Genomic DNA, 15,846 nt, shown 5'->3' with positions numbered 1-15,846 from the left:
CTATATTACATATCTTAAGGAGACTTTAACATGTTTTCAATACCTCTGGATACGGAAGCCCAGGTTCCTATGTATGAACAGATTTATTCTTATATCAAAAACGAAATAAAGGACAGCAGATTAAAGGAACACGATAAGCTCCCTTCTGCCAGGAATCTTGCCTCTCATCTTAACATCAGCCGTAATACTGTGGACATGGCGTATTCTCAGCTAGTTTCGGAAGGTTATATAGAGGCGGTCCCCAAAAGCGGGTTTTATGTTTCATCCATCTCTACTCTTACATCGATTCAAACTGCTCCTGTTTCAGTAAAAACAATTAAGCCAAAGGTAAAGGAAATCTATCAGTACAATTTTTCTCCTTTCGCCATTGATATTAAAAGTTTCCCCTACAATGTCTGGCGAAAACTTTCCAAAGATTGTATGAACGAATATAATAACGAGCTTTTTCTCTTAGGGGATAGTCAGGGTGATGAGACTTTAAGAGCCGCTATTGCCGGATATTTGTATAGTTCCAGGGGAGTTATCTGCACACCTGAACAGATCATTGTAGGTGCTGGAACAGATTATCTCCTTCTCCTTCTTTGCCGTCTCTTTTATTGGTTATACAGGGATAAAGCGGAGGTTGATGGCTCTGCTGTCATTGCCATGGAAAATCCAACCTATAAACGAGCTTATGAAATATTTACAGATATGCATTACCCAGTCCTTCCGATTGAACTGGATCAGAACGGCATACAGGTAGAAAAGCTTCAAAAAACTACTGCCAACATAGTATATGTAACCCCATCACATCAGTACCCTTTGGGTTTAGTCATGCCGGTAAAACGACGCCAGGAATTGCTTTCCTGGGCTGCCTCTAACCAAGAGCGCTATATTATTGAGGATGACCATGACAGTGAATTTCGTTACAAAGGAAAACCCATTCCTGCATTAAAAGGAATGGATTCATTCGAGAAAGTGATCTATCTTGGAACCTTTTCAAGAGCTATTGCACCTGCTATCCGCGTAGGCTATATGGTACTGCCGGAGCAACTCCTCCAATTATATAAGAACCATCTAAAAATATTTTCTTCTACAGTTTCCCGTGTAGATCAATATATCATAACACATTTTTTAGCAGATGGTTATTTTGAGCGTCATCTAAATAAGATCAGAACCCTTTATAAGAGCAAACATGACCTGCTGCTACAAGCTTTAAAAATCTTTCGCGATTCCATTGTTGTTGAAGGGGAGCATGCCGGACTTCATCTGGTGGTTTATTTTAAGACCAATTTGACTGAACAGGAACTTATAAGTCATGCCGCCTCACATAGTATCAAATTATATGGACTGGATGTTCATTATATTTATCCGAAGAAAAATTCAATGCCGGGTATACTCTTAGGTTACGCCAATCTGACAGAGAAAGATATCCTTGACGGATCTAAGGCTTTATATGAAGCATTAAAAGACTCCTTACTTACCTAAAGTGTATCTGGAATACACAGCACTCCTCAACGAATAGACTACATTTAGAATTTTCAATCTGATCTGCCTTTTCTAAATATAGAACCTGGGAAAGCTGGTGTTATATCTAGAAAAGGATATTGAATCAGTTTTATAATCTGGGAGTTTTCCATAAAGGTATATCTAACAGATTACGGTCTGCTTAATCACTTCCATGGGATAATAAGGGACAGTCTAATTAACATCTCCTACATATATTGGAGATATTATCCTGCCGTTTTCATCCATACATTCTGCTATTGCAGCAGGATATATGGTATACTCTTTTAGCTTTGATAAGTCCAGCCACTCAACTCCCACCTGCACGGTATCGAGATTTGTTGCTTTTGAGAGGTCTACTGGTGTTTCAAGTTTACAGGTAAAATAATATTCTATTTGATGCATATCTGAATCCGTATCCGCAAACTGATGGTTTTTCCCTATGTATTCTCGAACCCAAACCAGTTCTCCAACGCTTACCTTTGCTCCCAACTCCTCCAGACATTCACGTTTTAATGCCTCAACGAAGGTTTCACCGATTTCTTGTCCACCTCCGCTAAAAAGATATGACGTTTTACCATCATTAAAGTCGCATTTATTCAATAATACTTTTCCATTTTCAATAATAATTGCTTTCACACTGTTACGAATCGGTTTCATATTAACTCCTTTCATGAATAGGTACTGATTTTTGTGGGTAATAACGGCTGAAAAAGAATAAGGATGAAAACCATCTGCAGCTTTCATCCTGTCCATCAAATACTCTTTAAAGCAGCCCTAAATCCGAAAAATATTTTCTTCCGTCTGCCAGATCAATATCCATCTGTGCTTTCAATTCTTCCAGAGAACCGAAGGTTTCCTCTTTTCTTGTTCGGCTGAGCAAAGAAACCTGAATAAATTTACCATATAAATCCTGGTCGTAGTCAAAAAGGAAAGTCTCTACCCTTTTCTCAGGTGTTGTACCTACAGTAGGATTATGTCCGATGTTGGTAATCCCGGGGTAATCTTTCCCATCTATTGTAGTAAGAGATACATATACCCCATCCGGAGGCAGCAGCTTTGATTTGTCAGGCATAAGATTCGTCGTAGGAAAACCAATCGTACGGCCGATTTTACGCCCATGCATTACCTCTCCCATTACAGAAAAAGGTCTTCCAAGCAATTTTACTACATTCTCCATGTTTCCTTCACTGATCTGCTTACGGATACAGGAGCTGCTAATCTCTTCATCAGCATTTTTTTTCTTGGTGATAACTTCGAGTTTATAGTTATATTTAGAGGCATACTCTACTAACATTTCCGTATTTCCTCTTCTATTTTTTCCAAAACAGAAGTCAGAGCCTACCACAATATATTTTGCATCCAGCTTCTTTACCAGTACCTCTTCTATAAAGTGCTCCGGTTCCATAGCCCTGGTTTCTTCCGTAAACGGATAGGATATCATTACATCGACTCCATACTGGTCGATAATACATTGTTTCTCATCTTCTGTATAGATTAATTCCATTTCTCTATCTGAAAGCAGGTTGCCGGGATGATAGAGAAAAGTGAATACCACTGCATTTAAACCGTTTTTCTTCTGCTCAGTGATTTTTTGGAGGAGCAGCTGATGACCAGAATGCAATCCATCAAATTTACCCAAAGTAACCGCACTATTCTTTATTTCAAAATCCGTTCTGCCTGCTATATATTCCATGATTTCTACCTATTGCATACCGCAGGCAGGCCTGCGATACTGCCACAAATAAAACAGAGTGAGAGAAGCTCAATGTGGCACCCTTTCAATAATAAATTTTCTTCCACTCTTTCTGATATGACGTCTATTTGTTTTTATAACCTTAAGACAATTTCTTAAAATATGATGACATGATTACTCTCTGCACTCACTTTGGCGTTCTTTTTGTACAAAGATACCTCTTCACACTTACTTCCTGCTGCCTGCTTACTGTGCATACAAAGTCTTTTCTGTATTGGCTATAGAAACATTTTATAAGGTTTCATTATTCTTTCCTCCGGACGTCCTTCATATAGTCCGACAAAATTACCCTGCCAGTCATATACTCTGATTCTTTCAGCAAAAATATTGATATCCTCCTGCATAATTTGATCCGCAGACAAGAAATTGCCGTTATATAGCTGCTTCTCAAATTCCTGCTTTACATTGACACTGGGATAACCGGCAAACATCTCATCTGCTTTTTTAATATGTTCGTCCAGATTCCCTTCATTTATTTTATCTGCTATTTCATTTATTTTCAAGCTTTTACTTATATGAAACTCTCCGGCTCTGGTACGGAGCAGGCTTTTCATACAGCCTCCACAGCCAAGTTTTTCTCCTATATCATGGCACAGGGTTCTTATATAGGTGCCTTTGGAACAATCCACTGTTACTGTTACCTGTCCTGTTAAGATATCAAGCTCTTCAATTTCAATACTATGTATCTCAACCTTACGGGCTTCTCTGGGAACCTCTTTCCCTTCTCTTGCCAGCTCATAGAGACGTTTGCCCCCAATCTTTAACGCTGAATACATAGGTGGAATCTGATCATAGGAACCCTGAAAGGAGAGAATCGCTTTTCTGATTTCTTCTTTCTCAGCCGTTACCGTTCTCTCCGATAAAACTGTCCCTGTTATATCCTGAGTATCCGTCGTGGTACCCAGGAGCAGTACCGCCTGATAGGTCTTACTGCGATCTGTCAGAATATCACACAGTTTGGTAGCATTTCCAAGGCAGACCGGCAGAACTCCTTCTGCATCTGGATCTAAGGTGCCAGTATGTCCGATTTTCTTTTGCTTTAATATTCCTCTCAGTTTAGCAACAACATCATGGGAGGTATATCCTTTTTCTTTATAAACATTGATAATTCCGTTAATCAAAGACCTGCTCCTGTTCCTTCCTTATTTTCCAGCTGATACTCAATGTGAGGTGTCAGATTATTGAATACATCATGAAGGGTTCCCCTCATTGTACAGCCGGCTGCCATTATATGACCGCCGCCTCCAAAGTATACGGCAATCTTACGCACATCCACTATGCCATTAGACCTTAAGCTGACCTTATACTCATGAATATCTGCCTCATAAATAAGGATTGCCACTTCTACACCTTTGGTTATACGAAGCTGGTCAACAATGCCGTCCAAATCTGCAGACTGAACTTCATAAAACTCCATCATCTTCCTGCTTACACAGGACACGATGCATTTTCCCTTCAACAACAGGATACTTTCCAAAAGACATCTGCCAAGTACCTGGTTCTGGTGATAATCCTTTCGGTAAAAGGTATTATCTATCATATCAGAAAAGGGAACACCTTTTTCTATCAAAGCACCAGCTATTTCCATAGTCCTCCTGGTAGTATTGCTGTGTTTAAAGACTCCGGTATCATGTATAATTCCCATATATAATGCTTTTGCTATGGTAAGATCAATATATTCTTTCTCCATCAGCTCATATAATACTTCACAGGTAGAGCTGGCATCATGAGCTACATAGTTAACCTGTCCGAAGTTCGTATTGCTGATATGGTGATCAATGTTAATTGTTTTGATGGAATTCTTAAAATATTCTTCTGCAAATCCAAGTCTGTCTATACTTCCACTGTCCAGTGAAATAAAGACATCATAAATTCTTCCCTCTACATTTTCTTGTTTTACTCTGAGAGAGTCTTCTGTAATTTGTAATTTATCTGCTATAGGTTCCAGATAAAGGTCGATTTGTGCCTCTTTTTTTATCTGGCTTAAATAACGGTATAGGGCCAGACAGGAACCGGCACAGTCCCCGTCCGGCCTCATATGCCCGGCTATTCCGATTGATCTTGCATTCCCCACTTCTTTCAGCAAATCCATCCATCTTACCTCCCTGTCCTATTTCTGTATTCTAAGATGATTATACAATACCAGTTGTCATTTACCTATACAATCTAGTTTTCTTCTTCCACTTCTTTTACTTCTTCTTTTAAATCTTTTGTAACCTCATTGATCAGATGGGACATATTCACACCATACTCAATTGACTGATCAATAACAAAGGTTAACTCCGGCGTATTTCTTAAGTTTACCGTTTTTGCCAGCTGTCCTCTCATATAAGGTGCTGCGCTTCTAAGACCTGCAAGTGTGCTTTTTTGCTCCTCTTCATTCCCCAGAACACTGATATAAACCTTTGCATGTTTTAAATCTGGGGCTACATCAACTGCCACTACAGTTGTCATGGGATGTATTCTTGGATCTTTAATTTCCCTGTTTATTAACTGACTCAGTTCCCTTTGAACTTCGCCGTTTATACGTGTATTCTTAATACTGTTCTTTCTCATTTTAAACCCCTTTCGTGAATACCAGAGTTTTTATTTTGATATTCCTGAATTCGTTAATAAAAAACTATCTATAGTCATTTCAACCTGGCACCTAGGCATACCACAACCCATCTGTATTCTTATACACAGATGTAACCTATACTTTGCGCCATAAGGATTAAGCCGTTCTTCTCTCCCCATGGCGCAAAGTTAATTTCGAAGTATCACTTCGATTATAATTATTTTCTCGGAACTTCTTCCATGATATACAGCTCTACCTGGTCAAATTCTTTGATATCATTGAATTTCTCAAATACCAGACCACATTCATAACCGGTAGCAACTTCCTTCACGTCATCTTTGAAACGTTTCAAGGACGCTAAGGAACCTTCATATATCTTCTCACCTTCTCTGGTTATTCTGGCAAAGCTGCCTCTTTGAATCTTACCATCAAGAACATAAGAACCAGCAATGATACCAAGACCGGAAGCTTTAAACACCTGACGTACTTCGGCATGACCGATAACTTTTTCTTCATAGATCGGTTCTAACATACCCTTCATAGCTGACTCTACATCCTCAATGGCATTATAAATAACTCTGTAAAGTCTTAAATCTACTTTCTCGCTGTCTGCTTTTTCTTTCGCAACATTATCAGGACGAACGTTAAATCCGATGATGATTGCATTGGAGGCACTTGCGAGATTTACATCGGATTCGTTGATAGCACCAACACCACCGTGGATTACTCTAACTGCAACTTCATCATTGCTGAGTTTTACAAGGCTCTGTTTCATAGCTTCAACAGACCCCTGAACATCTGCTTTGATAATCAGATTCAGTTCTTTTACATTTCCGGCTTTGATCTGTGAGAATAAGCCATCAAGGGAAAGTTTTGCTTTGGTATCCGCAAGGAGTTTCTCTCTGCCCTGTGAAATATAAGTTTCAGAGATAGCTCTTGCTTCTTTTTCTGTATCTGTTGCCATGAAAATCTCTCCGGCAGCAGGTACTTCATTTAAACCAAGAATCTCTACAGGCGTTGAAGGAGTAGCTTCTGTTACTCTTCTACCCTTATCATCCATCATTGCTCTAACTTTACCATAAGCCGAACCTATCGCTATGGAATCACCAACATGAAGGGTACCCTTTTGTATAAGAACCGTTGCAACAGGTCCTCTTCCCTTATCGAGCTCTGCCTCTATAACAATACCTCTGGCATTTCTGTTAGGATTTGCTTTTAACTCTACCAAATCGGAGGTTAATACAATCATCTCAAGCAGCTGTTCAATACCTTCTCTTGTATGGGCAGATACAGGTACAAATACAGTATCACCACCCCAATCTTCTGCAACCAGTTCATACTCCGTTAATTCCTGTTTTACACGTTCAATGTTTGCACTGGGTTTATCTATCTTATTAATAGCAACGATAATCTGTATTCCTGCTGCTTTCGCATGGCTGATAGCCTCTATGGTCTGGGGCATTACACCGTCATCGGCCGCAACTACAAGAATTGCTATATCTGTAGACTGTGCACCACGCATTCTCATAGAAGTAAAAGCTTCATGGCCCGGAGTATCAAGGAAGGTTATTTTCTCACCGTTTACTTCTACCACATAAGCACCGATATGCTGTGTGATACCGCCTGCTTCATGAGAGGTTACATGGGTTTCTCTGATCGCATCAAGGAGTGAAGTCTTACCGTGGTCAACATGACCCATAACACACACTACAGGAGGTCTCTTCTCTAATTTATCCGTATCCTCTTCTTCTTCTTTTAAGAGTTCTTCAATAACATCCACCAAAACTTCATGTTCAGCAATGATTTCATATTCAATGGCAATCTCTTCTGCTTCTTCAAAAGTAATTTCCTGGTTAATGGAAACCATCTTTCCTGCTAGGAATAATTTCTTTACAAGGGTAGCTGCCGGCATCTTCATCTTGTCAGCCAGTTCTTTGATTGTAAGAATTTCAGGAATTACGATTGTCTTGATTTCATCCTCTTTCGCATTCTGCTGTACTGCCTTAGGTTTAATAAACTGTCCCTTTTTCGGTAATTTAATTTCGTTGCTGTTATCTTCGAAATTTCTATCATAATTACTTTTTGTATTTTTAGTATTTTTATTTGCCCTGCTATTTCTGGTTCCAGCAGAATCACTTCTTGACATACCGATAGGTCCATCAAATTTCTTTGTGGTATCTGTTCTGCTGCTGGTGCTTCTCTTTCTGTTGTCACCACTTACTTCATCTTTATCCTTATTCATGCCGCCAAATCTGTCATAGGATTGATTTCCGCCGGGTCTACCCTGATAATTTCCACCGGGTCTGAAGCCATTACCGTTGCCTGCAGGTCTTTGTCCGCCACCATTGTTCGGTCGGTTATTATTGTAAGGGCGGCTCTGTCCGTCATTGCTACGGTATTGCCCCTGTCCGCTTCCGTTATTATAGGAACCGCTTCCGCCGTTGTTATTATAAGGTCTGTTTCCGCCTGTTCCGTTGTTATTATAAGGTCTGTTTCCACCTGTTCCGTTGTTGTTATAAGAACTGTTTCCACCTGTTCCATTGTTGTTATAAGGTCTGTTCCCACCTGTTCCATTGTTGTTATAGGGTCTGTTTCCACCTGTTCCATTGTTGTTATAAGAACTGTTTCCACCGTTATTGTTATAAGGCCTGTTTCCACCTGTTCCATTGTTGTTATAGGGTCTGTTTCCACCATTATTATTGTATGAACTGTTTCCACCGTTATTATTATAAGGTCTGTTTCCACCGTTATTGTTATAACCCTGATTGTATCCGGTTCTTTCATTCTGTCCGGTGCTCTCACCAGTACTCTGACCCTGCTGATAAGGCTGACCTTGAGGACGATTGTTATTGTAAGGACGATTTTGGTTATTCTGACCGCCTTGACGATATCCGGAATTCTGACCTTGTGCTCTTGTAAAGCCTTCTCTATCAGGTCTTTGTCCCTGGTTATTGTCAGGTCTGTTCCCCTGGTAAGGTCTGTTTCCATTCTGGTTATTGTCATATCTGGAACCTTGGGATCTTGTAAAACCTTCTCTGTCAGGTCTTTGTCCCTGCTGCTGAGGTCTTCCTGCATTATCCCCTGTTCTCTGTCCCTGATAAGGCCTGCTGTTGCCATCCCTATCATTTCGCTGTCCCTGATAGGAGGAGCGGTTGTTGTACTGATTACTATTTCCGTGTTCTGAAGAACCGGTTCTTTGACTGTTAGAACCGTTTGGTGTATAACCATCCTGAGGTTTGTTACTCTGGTTAAAAGCGACAGTCTCCGTCTTATCCTCCTTAATTGCTGCTGCTTCTACTGAAGCAGGTTTTTCAGCTTGATTTGCTTTCGGAGCAAAATGCCCTTTTACCATGCCAATCTCCTTATCCTCGATGCTGCTCATGTGGCTTTTGACGTCCACACCTTTCTCATTAAGAAAGCCTACGATGTCTTTACTGTGTGCATTGATTTCTTTTGCAAGTTCATATATTTTAATTTTAGCCATACTTACTACCTCCACTAATTATGACTCATGTCATCACTGTTTGTTTGCAGTTTCTCACATGTGTCATCGTTGTTTATGTTCAGTTGCTTTTCTACCATGTCAGCCAGGCCTTTGTCCGTTAGAACCAGGGAAGCCCTGAATTCTTTACCAATAGCATGACCAAGTTCTGTCTTTTCACCAAAAAAGTAAATCGGCACTTTATAGTAAGTACACATATTGGTAAACATTTTTTTTGTGTTATCTGATGAGTCTTCAGCCACAATCACAAGCTTTGCTTTTCCTTCTTTCACGGTTTTTTCCGTAAGAAATTCGCCGCTTAAAAGTTTACCTGCTTTTGTTGCCAAACCGATATAAGATAATACTTTTGTTCTATTTTTTTCATATGCCAAGTCCGTTCAGCTCCTTTTTCAATTCCTCATACACCTCTACCGGAATATTCACTTTTAGGGACCTTTCAAGGCCTTTGCTCTTTGCTGCCTTGGCAAAACAATCTAAAGACTTGCACATATATGCGCCTCTGCCGTTCTTTTTGCCTGTGACATCGAGCATGATCATATCCTCCGGTGTTTTAATAACACGGATCATTTCTTTTTTATTCTTCATCTCACCACAGCCGATACATTGCCTTTGGGGAATTTTTTTTACTGTTGCCATATTTTCCTTTCATTCAACTGTTTACGGAGGTAAAATTTCATGGCAGTATTTATGCCAACTGTTTACCAGCCGATTTCGTCTGCCTGTGTTTCACTCTTGATATCAATCTTAAAGCCGGTCAATCTTGCTGCAAGACGTGCATTCTGACCTTCTTTTCCGATTGCAAGAGAAAGCTGATAATCAGGCACGATAACACGGGCACTTTTTTCTCCTTCGTCTACAGATACCGCAACGACCTTTGCAGGACTTAATGCATTCTCTATAAGAATAGCAGGATCTTCGCTCCAGTTAATGATGTCGATTTTCTCACCCTTAAGCTCACTGACAATGGCATTTACTCTTGCTCCGTTGATACCTACACAGGCACCAACCGGATCCACATCCGCATTGTTGGAATATACTGCAATTTTAGTTCTGGAACCAGCTTCTCTTGAGATACTCTTTATCTCTACCGTTCCGTCCTTTACTTCGGCTACTTCTGACTCAAACAGTCTTTTAACCAATTCAGGATGAGTTCTGGACACGGTAATCTTAGGTCCCTTTGTAGTATCCTTTACTTCCAGTACATATAACTTTATGCGGTCAGTGGGTCTGAAATGCTCACCTCTTACCTGCTCATTCTCTGTAAGAACTGCGTCTACCTTACCAAGGTTAATACTTACATTATTTCCTACATAGCGTTGTACAATACCAGTTACTAAATCTTTTTCTTTACTGTAATATTGATTGAATAGTACTTTCCTCTCTTCTTCCCTTATTTTTTGTACTACTACCTGTTTTGCTTTCTGAGCAGCAATACGTCCGAAATTCTTGGGAGTTACTTCCACATTAACAACATCTCCGATATCATTTCTGGGGAATTTCAGTCTGGCTTCGACTACACTGATCTGTGTAACGGGGTCGGTTACAGTCTCTACGATTTCTCGCTCCGCATAGACATTTACCGCACCGGTATCACGATTGATGTTGACCCTGATATTATCTGCTTTTCCGAAATGGTTTTTACAGGCCGCAACTAGTGAATTCTCCATGGCTTCCAGCAGAATTTCCTTACTGATATCCTTTTCTCTTTCAATCTGATTTAATGCGTCAATTAACTCTTTGTTATTGTTCATTTTCTGTGAATCCTCCTCTTTTCTCCTGCTTTATAGTCCATTGTCAAAAATCAAACGCAAGGCGGATTAAGGATATATTCTGCCTTGGGATCGCAAGCGTTTCTTCCTCTTCAAACTCAAGAGTTATTGTTTCATCGTTATAGTCTTTTAAGATACCAGTAAACTGCTTTTGCTTCTCAATCGCCTTATAAAGCTTCACTTCAACTTCTTGACCAAGGCTTCTCTTAAAATCTTTCTCTTTTTTCAGCTGTCTGCCAAGGCCCGGTGAGCTGACCTCTAAGATATAGGCATCTGGTATGAAATCATGTTTATCCAGCAGGTCACTTAAGATTCTGCTGACGATCTCACAGTCATCCACAGTTATTCCGCCTTCTTTGTCTATATAAGCTCTTAAATACCAGTTGCTGCCTTCTTTTACATACTCCACATCCACCAGTTCAAATTGATGCTCTGCAATAATCGGCTCCAATAATTTCTCGGTCTTCTGTTCGTAATCTTCTTTCTTAGCCATTTCCCACCTGAACCTTTCTATAAATACAAAGAGTGGACTTTCGTCCACTCTTTCCAAAACTTTTACACTCTCAATTTCACATTATATCACTATGTCATCAAGAAAGCAAGTATTATTTCCCAATTCTTTTATACTCTCTATTTTATTCTATTGCTTATATACACAGTATTAATAGACTCCTATTTTCTGAAAACTGCTTCCGACTCTCTTTCCTGCTTTTATAAAGTTCTTAATACTTCAGACCTTTCTTAAGTTCTTCATGGAATAACATGTAGCACAAAAATGACGGTACCAGGAACACAACAGAAGCCGGTAGCATTACCCCCGGCTCATAGAGCTCCGGACGTGCTATAAAAGCGGATAGATTCCTGTACTTGTCTTCATTAACATAGAGTAATGGCTGTTCGACCATATTCCACATTTCAGTAAACACTAGTAGGGTCACAGCAGCAAGACAAGTTTTGATTTGTGGCAGGATACAGAAAATTATTACCCGCAGAACGGAGTTGGTTTCTAACCTGGCAGCTTCAATTACAGTACAATCAATCTCCCTCATATACTGGTGAAGGACAACCACACCCAAAGGAGAAAACCACATAGGCAATACAATAGCCATAGGGGTATTCAAAATTCCTATATCACGAAGTCCGATATAATTAGGAAGTATCATGACTTGTAGTGGCATCATCATAAGAAGTATATAAATAACAAAAATCAAATTCTTACCTCTGAATCGTGCAAATTTAAAGGCAAATGCAGCAGGAAGGCTGATTAGGAGTGTTCCAGCTGTAATAAGTGCAGAGTAGAATACTGAATTCCAGAACATGCGATAAAAGGGAAAGCAGTTAAAAAATAGCTCGTAGTATCCCTGTAAGGAAAATCCATCCTTATAACGGACAGATTTCAGAACCGTTAATAAAACAGGCAGCATGAAGAGTACTGCGATGAGATATAAGGCACCTATTATTATACCTTTCCTGATATTAATTGCTCTGTGCTTCATGATTGAAATCTCCTTTGCAGCTGCAATCCTGCTACCACAATAACAAGCACCAGCAGAGAAGTTAGTATAGAGCCGGTCGCCAATGCCTGATAATCAAATTTCAGAAAGTTGTTGTTCATAAAATACTGCAGGGTATAACTATGGTCTGGCGGATATTTATTCCCATAATACAGGTAACTCTCTTTAAATATTTTAAAGGTGTTTACAATAGCCAACAGGGAAGTAAAGAATAAAGCAGGCATTATTATAGGAATGGTAATCTTACGGTAGAGCATCACACCTGCGGCACCATCTAATCTGGCAGCTTCGTATATACTGTTCTCAATCGTAGTCAGCGCGGCAGTTAACAACACAACACAGATTCCTATATTTTTCCATACAAAAAGCAAGTAGACCGGCAATGCTGAAACAGAGAACGAAAACAGCTCCTGCCAGACCAATACAATACTTGCAGTAGGAATCAGCATCGGAAAAATAAAGGCATCCCTTACGACTTTCTTTTTCTCCAAATGGTATACCAGCAGGATGGCTATAACAATGGATAGAGACATTAAGACCGGCACTCCAAAGCCTATCAACTTCAAGCTGTTCCAGAAGGCCAGCCGAAAATATGGATTTTCCAGAGTATCTATATAATTCTTCAGCCCCACCGGTCGTTTATGAAACTGATCACTTATTACAGAATAATAAAGCACCTGCAGGTAAGGCCAAAAGAAAAATAAAAGGCTGCCAGATATACTCGGTACCAGACACAGAATACAGCGGAAATTCCAACTGATTTTGTTTTTTTTCCTGCCTGGCGCTAACCCTTTGTCCAATCTGCCAAGTTCATGGGACAGGAGAATATCTCTCTGCTTTTTCTTATTCCACCACATATACTTCCCTTCCGTCGAACAAGTCTTCCTGGCCTGTCACAACAATCTGGTCAAGGGCTGATAACCCTGACACTACTTCATAACAGGTCTCGCCAACTCGCCCAGTTATCAGTTCCTGTACTTCTCTGGCCAGGGTCCTCTCCTCTCCATTGACAGTCATTATGGTTATAATATAGACTTTCTTATTTTTATATATGTTCTTAGGTATTCCAATTTTCAAATCAAATTCCTGGGGCTGGTCGAAGCTCTTCTTCCCCTTCTGTTGTTCCTCCGACAGTTTTTTCCCATTCTTAATATCATTAGAAACAGGAAATTTTTCATATTCTAGGCTGGTTACGGTAACTTTAGGTAGCAATGCATTATGCACAGATCTTCCACTTAGAGTAAGAACCAGCATTATAAGATAAAATACTCCAGTAACTACAAGTATTTTTTTCCTGCTGTTCATCATTTCACCCCTTTATTCTTTAAAATAAACCTCCAGTTTTCTCTGAGTTTCATATATATAATCTGTTAGACTGCCTCCTTGTTCTATAGTCTTGAACAATCCCTCAGAATATACCTCCCTATCAATATTAAATACGATCTCACCATTTTCATACAGCTGTTCAAGAGAACTGCGAAGTCCATTTGTCTCCTTCTCCTGACCTTTAAAATATAAAGGCGATGTTTCTCTGCTACTTATATAGGCTATCAGCTCTTCCAAATAAGATAGTACTTCCTTGGGATATCTGGTGCCAGCATTTACGGCAAGAAAAGTACAAGAGCCGGTATTGGGATCCCCAGCTTGCTGCTTTGGCATACTATATACTGCCAGTTCTTTCGTCTTTTTAAACTGCTGTAAATAATTCTCATAGTCGGCAGACTGTCTAATGTAAGCAAATAAAACTTTATCCTGAAGTACATTGATATCAAAGACATTTATGGTCTGCGGCATTGTGGAATCATATTGCTGAAACAGTTTTATGGTACGTGCAAAATCCGGTCTGTTCAGATCTGCTGACTGGCGATAGTTCTGTGAAATGAAATTCATATAGACTACCATTGCATTATAAGAACTCCTATTTTTCTGTTCTCCTGTCATACTGTTTACGACCCAGTAAAACTCCTCATAGGTCATGTTGTTTTTTAATCCAAGATCTTCCTGTTCAAGATTATTTTTATTAACCAGCCATCCGGGAATATCCACCCCAATAGGAAGCATCCAGATGTTTCCGTCTTCATCAGTGGCAGCTTCCTTCACATAGGGGTAACAAGCATTCAGATATTCATTGATTCCTTTAACTTCATTGAGGGGATAGAAGATACCATTTTCTCTAATGTTATAACTGAAGTAACTATCTGAATTCATCAGACACAGATCATAATCCTTGTCCTGGGCCAGTACTTTCAAAGCAAATTTATCATCCTCTAGCTCTGTACGCTTCATGGTGTAACCGCATCCAAAAGGCTCATCGGACTGATAACCGGCAGATATATAGCGAAGAACCCGGTCTCCTTGTAGATATGCATCCAGTGAAAAACGGACCAAAGTTAGTTTTTTTGTAATACAATAGACCTGCCCTTTCACATAATAAATTCCAAAATTGCTGTTGTAAACTGCTGCCTCAGGATAAAGCTCCGCTTCCTCCTCAAGGGAATTTACTGGTGACAGAACCAGTCCCCTTGGATTCTTATCATAGGCATAAATGATCTGTTCCCCTTTACCGCACACCGCAAAGTTCACAAACTTTCCAGTTTTATATTCTGCCACAGTTGTCAATGAATCTTTTTTCGGATTATAGCTAAGCAGACTATAACCTCCGCTATTTGTACTGTTCTGAATCATAAGAGAATTATCTTCTTTTAAAGCTATACTGACCGGAAGTTCAACTCCCAGTTCATAGGTCTTAAAATCTGACAGAGAAAGGTAGATCAACCGATTGCTTAGAATATAAACTCTCTGTTCAAGATATATTAATTGTTTAATTTCTTGCAGAAAAGGTAGTTCACACAACTTTTCCAATTTCCCCGTCAGCATATCCAAAGAATATAATACAGAAAAACTGCCTTCTGTACTGCTTTCCTGGGCCGTCAGATAAAGGCTGTTATCTACTGCTGCCATGGCTTCTACACTGCTGCCGAGGGAATTGATCAGGGAAAATGACGCTGTAATATCTCCTTCCAGATCATAACGTTCAATGATTACTGAAAATTCTTCGTTTTTCTCCTTATAAGTATCCCTGGCAGTGTACACCAGTCCATTTTGATCTACTGTATAAGCACTGGGCATTCCTTCGGAGTAGCTTAGAAAATCTGTTTTTATGGGAAGCTTCATTTCTTTCTCTTCTTTCCTGCTGCACCCCGAAACAATTACCAGAGCAATTAGAAGAATTAAACTGCCCTTTCCCCAAAACTGCCTCATGT

The 15,846-nt window shown here is 39.7% G+C and carries 15 protein-coding genes; 1 reads left to right on the top strand and 14 read right to left on the bottom strand.

Annotated elements, in window-relative coordinates:
• Nucleotides 1-30: 30 nt before the first annotated feature.
• Nucleotides 31-1,467 (top strand): MocR-like pyridoxine biosynthesis transcription factor PdxR, encoded by a 1,437-nt coding sequence (gene pdxR, locus R2R35_RS22995; RefSeq protein ID WP_317732185.1) that lies wholly within the window; start codon nucleotides 31-33, stop codon nucleotides 1,465-1,467.
• 213 nt (nucleotides 1,468-1,680) lie between these two features.
• On the opposite strand, the gene R2R35_RS22990 is transcribed toward pdxR, so the two are convergent.
• The 14 genes from R2R35_RS22990 to R2R35_RS22925 all read right to left on the bottom strand — a co-directional run bounded on the left by R2R35_RS22990 (nucleotide 1,681) and on the right by R2R35_RS22925 (nucleotide 15,844).
• Nucleotides 1,681-2,241: an NUDIX domain-containing protein gene (locus R2R35_RS22990; protein WP_317732184.1), complete on the bottom strand. Its 561-nt coding sequence runs from the start codon at nucleotides 2,239-2,241 to the stop codon at nucleotides 1,681-1,683.
• Between the two features lie 10 nt (nucleotides 2,242-2,251).
• Nucleotides 2,252-3,181: a bifunctional riboflavin kinase/FAD synthetase gene (locus tag R2R35_RS22985; RefSeq protein WP_317732183.1), complete on the bottom strand. Its 930-nt coding sequence runs from the start codon at nucleotides 3,179-3,181 to the stop codon at nucleotides 2,252-2,254.
• Nucleotides 3,182-3,459: 278 nt separating this feature from the next.
• Complete coding sequence (gene truB, locus R2R35_RS22980; RefSeq protein ID WP_317732182.1) at nucleotides 3,460-4,362, bottom strand: tRNA pseudouridine(55) synthase TruB; 903 nt, start codon at nucleotides 4,360-4,362, stop codon at nucleotides 3,460-3,462.
• Nucleotides 4,359-5,333 carry a DHH family phosphoesterase gene (locus R2R35_RS22975; RefSeq protein WP_317732181.1) on the bottom strand — a complete coding sequence of 325 codons (975 nt, stop codon included), beginning with the start codon at nucleotides 5,331-5,333 and terminating at the stop codon, nucleotides 4,359-4,361. Before R2R35_RS22975 ends, truB begins: the two co-directional genes overlap by 4 nt.
• Before the next feature lie 74 nt (nucleotides 5,334-5,407).
• Entirely contained in the window at nucleotides 5,408-5,797 is a 390-nt protein-coding gene (gene rbfA, locus R2R35_RS22970) for a 30S ribosome-binding factor RbfA (protein ID WP_317732180.1), read from the bottom strand.
• Nucleotides 5,798-6,015: 218 nt separating this feature from the next.
• Nucleotides 6,016-9,282 carry a translation initiation factor IF-2 gene (gene infB / locus R2R35_RS22965; protein WP_317732179.1) on the bottom strand — a complete coding sequence of 1,089 codons (3,267 nt, stop codon included), beginning with the start codon at nucleotides 9,280-9,282 and terminating at the stop codon, nucleotides 6,016-6,018.
• Between the two features lie 14 nt (nucleotides 9,283-9,296).
• Nucleotides 9,297-9,671, bottom strand: a complete 375-nt coding sequence (locus R2R35_RS22960; RefSeq protein WP_317732178.1) for a L7Ae/L30e/S12e/Gadd45 family ribosomal protein — start codon at nucleotides 9,669-9,671, stop codon at nucleotides 9,297-9,299.
• Nucleotides 9,661-9,936 carry an RNase P modulator RnpM gene (gene rnpM / locus R2R35_RS22955; protein ID WP_317732177.1) on the bottom strand — a complete coding sequence of 92 codons (276 nt, stop codon included), beginning with the start codon at nucleotides 9,934-9,936 and terminating at the stop codon, nucleotides 9,661-9,663. The genes R2R35_RS22960 and rnpM overlap by 11 nt, the downstream gene beginning before the upstream one ends.
• A gap of 62 nt (nucleotides 9,937-9,998) precedes the next feature.
• The gene (gene nusA, locus R2R35_RS22950; RefSeq protein ID WP_317732176.1) at nucleotides 9,999-11,051 is read right to left on the bottom strand and encodes a transcription termination factor NusA; all 1,053 of its coding nucleotides are present in this window, start codon (nucleotides 11,049-11,051) and stop codon (nucleotides 9,999-10,001) included.
• Nucleotides 11,052-11,094: 43 nt separating this feature from the next.
• Nucleotides 11,095-11,562 carry a ribosome maturation factor RimP gene (gene rimP / locus R2R35_RS22945; RefSeq protein WP_317732175.1) on the bottom strand — a complete coding sequence of 156 codons (468 nt, stop codon included), beginning with the start codon at nucleotides 11,560-11,562 and terminating at the stop codon, nucleotides 11,095-11,097.
• 229 nt (nucleotides 11,563-11,791) lie between these two features.
• Nucleotides 11,792-12,565: a carbohydrate ABC transporter permease gene (locus R2R35_RS22940; protein WP_317732174.1), complete on the bottom strand. Its 774-nt coding sequence runs from the start codon at nucleotides 12,563-12,565 to the stop codon at nucleotides 11,792-11,794.
• Complete coding sequence (locus tag R2R35_RS22935; RefSeq protein WP_317732173.1) at nucleotides 12,562-13,440, bottom strand: carbohydrate ABC transporter permease; 879 nt, start codon at nucleotides 13,438-13,440, stop codon at nucleotides 12,562-12,564. The genes R2R35_RS22940 and R2R35_RS22935 overlap by 4 nt, the downstream gene beginning before the upstream one ends.
• Complete coding sequence (locus tag R2R35_RS22930) at nucleotides 13,427-13,888, bottom strand: hypothetical protein (protein ID WP_317732172.1); 462 nt, start codon at nucleotides 13,886-13,888, stop codon at nucleotides 13,427-13,429. Before R2R35_RS22930 ends, R2R35_RS22935 begins: the two co-directional genes overlap by 14 nt.
• Nucleotides 13,889-13,900: 12 nt before the next feature.
• The gene (locus tag R2R35_RS22925; protein ID WP_317732171.1) at nucleotides 13,901-15,844 is read right to left on the bottom strand and encodes a hypothetical protein; all 1,944 of its coding nucleotides are present in this window, start codon (nucleotides 15,842-15,844) and stop codon (nucleotides 13,901-13,903) included.
• Nucleotides 15,845-15,846: the final 2 nt, after the last annotated feature.

The organism is Anaerocolumna sp. AGMB13020 (assembly GCF_033100115.1).
Lineage (GTDB): Bacteria > Bacillota > Clostridia > Lachnospirales > Lachnospiraceae > Anaerocolumna.
This window is presented reverse-complemented; position numbering and strand designations above follow the sequence as displayed.